8 protein-coding genes are annotated in these 9,255 nt (G+C 51.7%); 1 reads left to right on the top strand and 7 read right to left on the bottom strand.

The genetic code is table 11. From position 1 onward, the window contains the following. Nucleotides 1–165: 165 nt before the first annotated feature. Nucleotides 166–1,086, bottom strand: a complete 921-nt coding sequence (gene hslO / locus DW720_RS08715) for an Hsp33 family molecular chaperone HslO (RefSeq protein WP_347560710.1) — start codon at nt 1,084–1,086, stop codon at nt 166–168. Further along, entirely contained in the window at nt 1,087–1,842 is a 756-nt protein-coding gene (locus DW720_RS08710) for a class I SAM-dependent methyltransferase (protein WP_118749540.1), read from the bottom strand. Nucleotides 1,843–2,128: 286 nt separating this feature from the next. On the opposite strand from DW720_RS08710, the gene DW720_RS08705 reads away from it, so the two are divergent. Further along, the gene (locus DW720_RS08705; protein WP_118749539.1) at nt 2,129–2,833 is read left to right on the top strand and encodes a hypothetical protein; all 705 of its coding nucleotides are present in this window, start codon (nt 2,129–2,131) and stop codon (nt 2,831–2,833) included. A 96-nt stretch (nt 2,834–2,929) separates the two neighbouring features. Here DW720_RS08705 and DW720_RS08700 read toward each other — a convergent pair whose 3' ends face one another. The 5 genes from DW720_RS08700 to DW720_RS08680 all read right to left on the bottom strand — a co-directional run bounded on the left by DW720_RS08700 (nt 2,930) and on the right by DW720_RS08680 (nt 9,211). Continuing rightward, complete coding sequence (locus DW720_RS08700; RefSeq protein WP_118749538.1) at nt 2,930–4,759, bottom strand: ABC transporter ATP-binding protein; 1,830 nt, start codon at nt 4,757–4,759, stop codon at nt 2,930–2,932. 12 nt (nt 4,760–4,771) lie between these two features. Then, on the bottom strand, nt 4,772–5,569 hold the full coding sequence (locus DW720_RS08695; RefSeq protein WP_107000170.1) for an ABC transporter permease: 798 nt from the start codon (nt 5,567–5,569) through the stop codon (nt 4,772–4,774). An 11-nt stretch (nt 5,570–5,580) separates the two neighbouring features. Continuing rightward, nucleotides 5,581–6,531 (bottom strand): ABC transporter permease, encoded by a 951-nt coding sequence (locus tag DW720_RS08690; RefSeq protein ID WP_022359791.1) that lies wholly within the window; start codon nt 6,529–6,531, stop codon nt 5,581–5,583. A gap of 137 nt (nt 6,532–6,668) precedes the next feature. Continuing rightward, on the bottom strand, nt 6,669–8,243 hold the full coding sequence (locus DW720_RS08685) for an ABC transporter substrate-binding protein (RefSeq protein WP_118749537.1): 1,575 nt from the start codon (nt 8,241–8,243) through the stop codon (nt 6,669–6,671). Between the two features lie 110 nt (nt 8,244–8,353). Next, the gene (locus tag DW720_RS08680; protein WP_118749536.1) at nt 8,354–9,211 is read right to left on the bottom strand and encodes a glycerophosphodiester phosphodiesterase family protein; all 858 of its coding nucleotides are present in this window, start codon (nt 9,209–9,211) and stop codon (nt 8,354–8,356) included. Between the last annotated feature and the right edge of the window lie 44 nt (nt 9,212–9,255).

Raw genomic sequence — 9,255 nt, 5'->3', positions numbered from 1 at the left:
GTGTTGGATAAAAACACGAAGCTGCCGCACCTTAGTGCGACAGCCCCTTTTTTCGTAATTGCTCACACATGTGTGAACAGTTACCTTTTTTTCTGTCCTGCCATGCGGAACATATCCAAATATCCTTTTTCCGCACAGCAGCCATATCTATTATCTCATTTCTTTTTACTTCTTAGCTTTCTCGTACAATTTTTTCAGCTCATCCACACTAAATTCATAGTGCTTGTTGCAGAACTGGCAGTTGACTTCGATGCTCTTGCCCTCGTCGATCATCTCCTGCAGCTCCTTGCCGCCGATGCTGATCAGCGCCTTTTCTACACGGCTCTTGGTGCAGTTGCAGGTAAACTGAATCGGCATCTTATCCAGAATCTCCAGACCAAATTGTCCTAAAATCAGCTCCAGAATGTCCTCCGGGGTCATTCCCTTATTTAACATCGTCGTCACCGGCTCCAGCTCACCGATCGTCTTTTCAAGTGCCGCGATCGTCGCTTCCTCTGCTCCCGGAAGCAGCTGGATGATAAATCCGCCTGCCTGGCGCACCGTATTTTCTTTATTCATCAGAACGCCCAGTGCCACGGAGGACGGAGTCTGCTCGGAGGTCGCATAGTAATAAGTCAGATCTTCCGCAATCTCACCCGTTACCAGGATCGTCTGTCCCACATACGGCTCTTTCAAACCGATATCCTGGATTACGCTCAAGACGCCGACTCCCAGCGCACCGCCCACATCCAGTTTGCCCTTCGCATTCGGCGGCAGCATTACCTCCGGGTGGAACGCGTAGCCCTTGACATTGCCGTTCTTATCAGCTGTCACCGTCAGACCGCCGATCGGACCATCGCCCTCGACCCGGATGGTTAAAAGATCACTGTCCGCTTTCATCATCGATCCCATCATGACCCCTGCCGTCATCAGGCGTCCCAGCGCTGCGGTCGCCACCGGGCTGGTATTGTGCGCCTGTCTGGCTTTCTCCACCAGATCACGGGAAGTCGCCGCAAATGCGCGGATCTGACCATGCGCCGCCGTCGCACGGAGCATATAATCTCCGGTCTGTCCCGTTATTTCACCTGCTTTTATCTTTTCCATCATTTATACCTCTTTTCCATGTTCTCTCGCAACCACATAGATTCGGTCGCTCTCTTTTCGCGGCGCATTCTTCGTAAATGCGTCATACGCCGCCACAAATTCCATGCCCGCCTCTGTGAGCGCCTTTTTTATCTCGTCCAACGACCACGCGCGCTCAAAATGCGTCTCCTGATAGCGGCGGTATAAGTCATCCTCCTCGCGGATAAAGAGCGTCAAATCGTAGGAGTTAATTTTCTCCTCTTCATCATACTCATTTTCCCAGATGAAGCTCCCCTCGTCGCGCACCTCCGCGATCGTCTCACTTCCCATTGCCTGAAACTTTGCCTCCGTGTTCAGGTCGAAAATGAACATTCCCTTCGGATCCAGATAATTGTTGACCAGCGAAAATACGTGCGCCAGATCGTCATAATCCAGAATATAATTCAGCGAATCGCAGATACTCACGACCGCCCGGACCGTCCCGTACAATTCAAATTCACGCATATCCTGCAATAAATACAAAATTGGCAGCCCGGATTCTGCCCGTTTTTCGATTGCTTCCTGCAGCATATCCTCCGAGACATCCACGCCGATCATATCATAGCCTTCCTTTGCCAGAAGCTCCGTCAGCGTGCCGGTTCCGCATCCCAGATCCAGCACCAGACCGTCGTCGATCCCATATTCCTTTAAAAGAGAAGTCAGGTACCCGCACCAGTCCTCATAGGGAATATTATCCATAAACATATCATATACTTCCGCAAAACTCGTGTAAGCGTCCATTTAGCCTCTCCTTCTATATTGCCGATGCAAAAATGACTGCCATGCACCGAAAGCTTTCCCCTACTGCACAATCTCCTTCCGATGCCAGCACTCCCATCATAGCAATTTTTCGCCCTGTTTGCAAGAATAATTGAAAAAGCACGCGCAGATGACCAGGAATGGAGTAATTGTTCACAGGTAGGCACTTTTGGAACCGAAAGTGCCGTAAGAAAACGTGGTGGCAGCAGGATTTTGTCGTATACACTAACTCTTGACGTTCCACGCAGAACTGACTATACTAGAGCGTATGAAAAATTTGACTGAAAAACAAAAACATTCCCCCATCAAAAGCCGCCGTTTTTACCGCCGGCAGATGTGGCTTCCGGCGCTGGTGCTGATCGCGTCCATCCTGCTCCTGTGGCAGAATGCCGGGGAACATTCACACTCCCCGCGGCCGATAAACAGCCAGTGCAAGTTTGAAGATTTTTATAACCCGGCTCAGCCCTATGTCTCGGTGAACGCTCCTTCCTTATATTATACAGGATGCGCTGCCTACGATGGAAAGAAAGAGACCGGATATTATTATTACTCTCTGGAAAATGGAACCTGCCATTTCTATCTGCTCGATCCGTCTTCCGGCTATCCAGAGCCGCCCGAACGCAAAGCACTTTCATTAAACGGGCGTTTGATCCGCCTGAACGAGGATACCTATGAATCGCTTCTCCAGACGATGGCGGACAGTCTCTCCTGGACGGTGAGCTCCCTGCGGAACATGACTTCTCCTTATATCATATCCGCTCTGCCGTATCCCGCCCTGACGCATGAGGTATTTCATCTATTAGCCGGATGTGCGTTTCTGATCGCCCTGGTGGATCTGATCTGGCTTTTTTACCATTCACTCCGGCACCGCCGGGAGCCGCTGCAGCTTTCCGGTGAGGCACAGCAGGGGCAGCAGGATTCTTCCAGTGAGCAGCCGCGCACTTTGATTTCCCACCGCAGGAAAAAACATTGACAGACGATTCGAGCCATGCCGCTTTCCCTGGCATAGGCTGAACCGTCTGTCTTTTTTCGGCTGCTATTTCGTTTTTCTCTATTTCAGCTTATCAGATTATGCTTCTATCTGAATACACCGCGCCCAGTGTGTCCTTGAAAGTTGTACTGCCTCCGGTGACAGCGGCACATGGGCACACGCCTCTCTTCTCTTCGGACATCGCTCATAAAAGATACACTTCTCCCCACTGCCCGCTATCTTCTTTGGTGCATTCTGGACGGACCGCTCTTTTTCCTGATTTTCCAAAAGGTTCTCTTTCGTCTGTCCCCGCTCAGGTTTTTCCATCCGGCTGTCTCTCTCCGGCTCCGCACTCTGCTTTCCTGCCTCCGCATCCAGTTCCATTGTATCCCCGCCGATCGCCGCTTCCAGCAGAAGTTTCGTGTACGGGTGCGCCGGATGCTCATAGATCTCTTCTGCCAGACCCTCTTCCACAATCACACCCCTGTAAATGACCATGACACGGCTGCAGAGCCCGCGCACGACGTTCAGATCGTGGGAAATAAAGAGGATGGTCATCTGCTTTTCGGCGTGCAGCTTCAAAAGCAGGTTCAAAATCTGGGACTGGACCGTCACATCAAGCGCCGAAACAGGCTCATCCGCGATCACCAGGCGCGGATCCATGAGAAGGGCCACGCCGATGCTGATGCGCTGTTTCTGACCGCCAGAAAGCTCTCTCGGATGGCGCGCCGCAAAGGACTCGTCCAGTCCGACATTTTCAAGCATTTCCTTCACTAGCTGCCTGCGCTCTGCGCGGTCCCTGATGCCGCGCAGGCGCAGCGGTTCTTCCAGAATCCATCCGATTGTCCGCGCCGGGTTGAGCGATCCCGCCGGATCCTGAAATACCATCTGCGGACGGACGCCGTCACGCACTTTCACCTCACCCGTATAATTGTCATGAAGTCCCAGGATCGTCTTGCTGAGCGTCGATTTGCCGCAGCCGCTCTCGCCCACGATCCCCACAATCTCTCCCTCTCTTGCCGACAGGTTCAGATCGTGAATTACGTGTTTTTTTCCTTTTTTGCGGAACAGACCGCCACGCACATCGTAAAATACGTTCAAATCCGTCAGGCGCAGGATCTCCCCGCCGGAGCTTTCCCCTTTTTCTCCCTCCGGAATCGACGCCACCAGATGGCGCGTATATTCATGCTTCGGATGCAGAAGGACGTCTTCCGTCTGCCCTTCTTCCACGATCTCGCCCTTATAAACCACGATCACACGGCTGCAGAGCGCACGCACAACATTCAGATCATGGGAAATAAAGAGAATCGACGTTCCCTTGGTCCGGTGGATATTCCGCAGAAGCTCCAGGATCTGTGCCTGAACGACACAGTCTAACGCTGTCGTCGGCTCATCCGCAATCAGAAGACTCGGAGAATTGATCATCGCCTGCGCGATCATCACACGCTGGCGCATGCCGCCGGAAAGTTCATGCGGGTATTTACCGCACAGCCCCTCCGGGTCCGGCAGACCGACTTCTGAGAGTGCCTGCACGACCCGTTCATGGATCTCAGCATTTCCGAGTTTCGTATGGATCCGCAGGCTTTCCCCGACCTGCCGTTCGATTTTCAATACCGGATTTAAGGAGGTCATCGGCTCCTGAAAGACCATCGCCATTTTGCTGCCGCATAGCTGTCTTCGCTTTTCCGGTTTCATGGTCACCAGATCTTCTCCCTGAAAACAGAGCGATCCGGAGGCAATCTCGGCGTCCTTCGGAAGCAGCCCCATCAGCGCAAGCGCACTCATGGATTTTCCTGACCCTGACTCGCCGACTACTCCGACGATCTCGCCTTTTCCGATCGAAAAGCTGATGCCCTTGACTGCCTCAAAGGTCGAATTTCCTTCTGGAAAACGGATCGACAGATTTTTTATCTCAACCAATGGTTCCATCTTTTCGCCTCCTTACTGCTGCATCGAGCGCAGCCCCTCGCTCACCATGCTGAATCCCAGAATAATCAGGATGATCGTCACGCCCGGTCCGATCGCGTACCACGGCGCATTGAACAGGTACGACTGCGCTTCGTAAAGCATTCTCCCGAGACTCGGCTCCGGCGGCTGGATTCCCAGTCCCAGATAACTCATACTCGCCTCAGCCAGCACCGCATTGTTAAATCCAATCGCCGCCGCCGTCAAAAGGCTGACCGCCGCATTCGGCAGAATATGGGCGAAAATAATCCGGATATGCCCTGCGCCAAGGATCCGCGCACTCTTGACAAAATCCAGTTCCCGGCACCGGATCACCTCACTGCGGACGATCCGGGCAAAACTCGGGATAAAAAGGATTCCCAGCGCCAGAATGATGTTGTAGCTTCCCGGCTTCGTCAGGCTGATGAAGATAAGCGCCAGAAGAATGCTCGGAAACGATAAAAGGATATCATTGAAACGCATGATCAGGTTATCGAAAAAGCCGCCGAAATAGCCGGTCAGCGCACCGACGATCGTGCCAAACACACACCCGATCAGAACCGTGCAGACTGCCACAAAAAAGGTGCTGCCGCTTCCCGCCATCACACGGCTCAAAATATCGCGCCCGAAGTTGTCCGTTCCCAGCGGGTGTGCTGCACACGGCGCCAGATTGACTGCCATGGAGTCCATCGTCGTCGTCCCATACGGCGTCCAGAACTGTCCGATCAGGGCAACTGCCAGAAAGAACAGCGTGATCGCGCCCCCTATCATCAGATTATAATTCTTTCGTTTCATTCGTCTTCCCTCTATTCTTCCGCCGTCCGGACTCTCGGATCCAAAACCTGATAAATCATATCAACCGCAAAATTGATAAGTACGACCACCGATGTGATATACAGCACGATCGCCTGCACAACCGGATAATCGCGGTTGGAGATCGAGCTGATCAGAAGTCTTCCGATTCCCGGCACGCTGAACACCTGCTCCGCCACGATGCTGCCGGCAAGGATCTCCGCAATTACCATCGCAAAGAACGTCACAACCGGAATCATCGCATTTTTCAGCACATGCCCGTACAATACCGCCGTTTCCGTATTGCCGCGGCTGTAGGCAGTCCGCACGTATTCCCGGTTCATCTCGGTCAGAATCGAGCTTCGCAGGAATTTCACCACCATCGCAATCTTCGGCAGCGCCACCGCGAGCGCCGGAAATAAAAGGTACTGTGCAGACTTTCCGAAATTTTCCGACGGTTCGATAAATTTACCCGGCTGGAACATATGAAGAATCAGTCCAAACACGTATGTCAGGATCATGCCGAGAAAGAATGACGGCACCGCCATCAGAATCTGCGTCAGGCAGTTCGTCAGCGTATCGACCCATTTCCCGGCAAACCGGGCACTCAGGATTCCGAGCGGAACTGAAATCACCGTGATGATGAGCAGGGAAATGACTGCCAGAAGCACCGTGACCGGAAGCCGCTGTGCCAGAAGGGAGCGGACTGAGGTTCCCTCATACCGGTAGGACTCCCCGAAATCCCCCTGCATCGCATCGGTCACCCATCTTCCATACCGCTCCAGAAGTGGATCGTTTAATCCCATCTCATCCCGCGCCCGCTCTAACTGCTCTTCCGTCGCGTCCTTTCCCAGCCTGGAAAGTGCCGCATCGCCCGGAATCACAGAAAAAGCGGTAAACGTCAGGAAGGATATGACCAACAATGTGATAATGAGAGTTATCAGTTTTTTTATAAAGAATTTCATAATTCCCTCCTGCGTTTACCGCTTCTTATTCTGTTGTTATTTCCTGGTTACTGTTCACGGGCAGGCACTTTTGGAACCGAAAATGCCGTGAGAAAACGTGGTAGCAGCAGGAATTTGCTGGATTGTAACTGTATATTTTACTGCTCTACCTGATATAACAGGGACATATCCTCTGCTGCCGTCGGGTAGAAGGTGTAGCCGCCAAACTTCTTGCTGACTGCTACGAGGTTCGCTGGATCTTCGATGTAAACGGCTGCCGCATCCTCTGCCAGGATCATCTGCGCCTTCTTGTAGTTTTCTACTTTTACATCGTCATCAACGGTTGTGTATGCTGTATTAAATACATCGTCGTACTCAGTGTTGGAGTAATGCATGAAGTTCTTCGCATCGTCTGTCACATATTTCTTGAGCCAGTCGCTTGGTGCCAGCGTTCCGTCAAAACCGATGACAGTCGCCTGGAAATTGCCTCCCTTGTATACATCCTGCAGCCAAGTGCTCCACTCAACCTGATTTAAGGTCACGTTGACGCCGACCTGGGACAGCTCGTCTGCGATGATCTGCGCGCTGTCTACGTGCTGGCTGTATGAGCTCGGAACAGTAATTTCCAGATCAAAGCCATCTGCGTATCCGGCATCTGCCAGAAGCTCTTTTGCCTTCTCCGGATCATAGCTGTATACAGTCTCTGCTTCCGGCTCATAGTATTTCGACATTGCCGGGATCATATGGGAGCCGATGATGTGGCTCTTTCCGCCGAAAATAAAGTTGTTGATCGCATCGCGGTCTACCGCATAGCAGAGCGCCTGACGCACCTCTGTCTTGGAAAGCGGCTCGTAAGCGCTGTTTAAGTACATCGCATGGACGAGGTTCATGCTTCCCTGTACGATGTTGTAATCTTCATCGCCCAACGTCTCCGCCTGTGCGGCGGTTAAATATTTCAGAATGTCGATGGTGCCAGCCTGCAGCTCTACAAATGCGGTGTCCACATCGGCAATAAATTTAAATTCCACGCTGTCCAGGCTCGGAACGCCCTCCTGCCAGTAGCCGTCATATTTTTCCAGCTCCAGGTTCTGACCCGGTGTGTAGGAAACATATTTGAATGGACCGGTACCGATCGGATTGCCTGCCGGGTCCTCGTTGGACTTCGGAATGATGGCAATCGTCATCATCGGAAGAAACTCTGAATAACTTTCTTTCAGGTTTACAACCAGTGTCTTGTCATCCTGCACCTCTACACTATCTACAAGCGAAGAAAAAGCGGAGGATTCACCCTGAATCTCCGCATAACGATCGATGGAATATTTGACATCTTCGATGGTAACCGATGTGCCGTCATGGAATGTGACGCCATCTCTCAATGTGAAAGTATAAGTCTTTGCATCATCGGAAATGGTATAATCGCTGGCAACAGCCGGAATAAATCCGCCATCGGAAGTAGGCTTTACAAGCCCTTCGTACAAATTGAAAACCACGTCTCTAGTTCCTGCGTCCGTATCTACATGGGGGTCAAGACTAGCCAGGTCCTGCGTCATGCCATACACAACGCTGCCGCCTGGTACTGGTGTTCCTTCTGAAAGAGTATTACTGGTCTCTGCTTCGCTGGACTCGCCAGCTGCTTCTGAGGTGCCTTCTGCTGTCTTGCTGCCTCCGCATGCACAGAGTGAAGCAGATAACAAAAGTGCCATTACGCCTGAAAGAAGCTGTTTCTTTTTCATATCTTTGTCCTCTCGAATTCGTAATAATCTCTCATTATTAAATTGTCCTAGCCATTATAGCAGATTTTCATAGAAAATCAACTTTTCCAGCATAATTTAGGACTTTCTCACTATCTTTTAGGATGTTTTTTGTTGAAATTCACGAATTGATCCGGCTCGAAACTGTCAAAAATAAAAACATCAAACTGTTTCCGGTGCCGGTTTAATTCGCCCTGGTTTTTGATCGTCCACGCCGCCATCTTACATTTGTAGAAATAACGCAGCATTTCCACCGGAAGCGTGTTGCTGAACTGGCAGTTGTACGCAATGAAATCCGGTCTGCAAAATCCGTTTAGCATGCAGTATGTAAGCATCTCCCGCACAATGACCGGCGTTTTCAATCCCTCGCCGCGGTGATTGGTCGCAAGCTGTCCGCGCAAAACATTCGGACGATGGCGCTTAAACCAGCCGAGTGCCAGCGGACTGAACGATTCGATGCAGTACTCACCTGGATAACGGTCTAAAAGCGCCGCGCATTTCTCGCACAGCTCCCGGTGGACAATCTCCGCTTTCAGCTCGATGATAAGCGGTGTGCGTCCATCCGCCAGCTCAAGCACTGTCTCAAAGGCTGGTATCGTCTGGGATGAACCAAACAAACGATAGCTTTGCAGCTCTTCAAAGGTACAGTCGCGTATCTTCCGGTCAACGCCCGCCGCCCGTTTCAGATCCCAGTCGTGAAATACGACCGGAACCCCGTCTTTTGTCAGCTGTACATCCAGCTCGATCCCATATCCCATCTGGATCGCGCGTTCAAACGCCGGGAGCGAATTTTCCGGACATTCACCCCGGTTGTCATGAAATCCCCGGTGGGCGATATATTGCCGCTCAAATGCCTGCATTCTCGCCTTCCGCCCCGTCTCCGGCAGCATACTGCAGTAAAACAGAGATAAGAGCGATATCGTCACCATTCCTGGAATTACGATTGTCATATGTAAATAGCCTCTTTTCTTTCGTCACACAACGGCTCTGCGCC

It is taken from the genome of Clostridium sp. AM27-28 (assembly GCF_003480955.1).
Classification (GTDB): domain Bacteria; phylum Bacillota; class Clostridia; order Lachnospirales; family Lachnospiraceae; genus Otoolea; species Otoolea fessa.
This window is presented reverse-complemented; position numbering and strand designations above follow the sequence as displayed.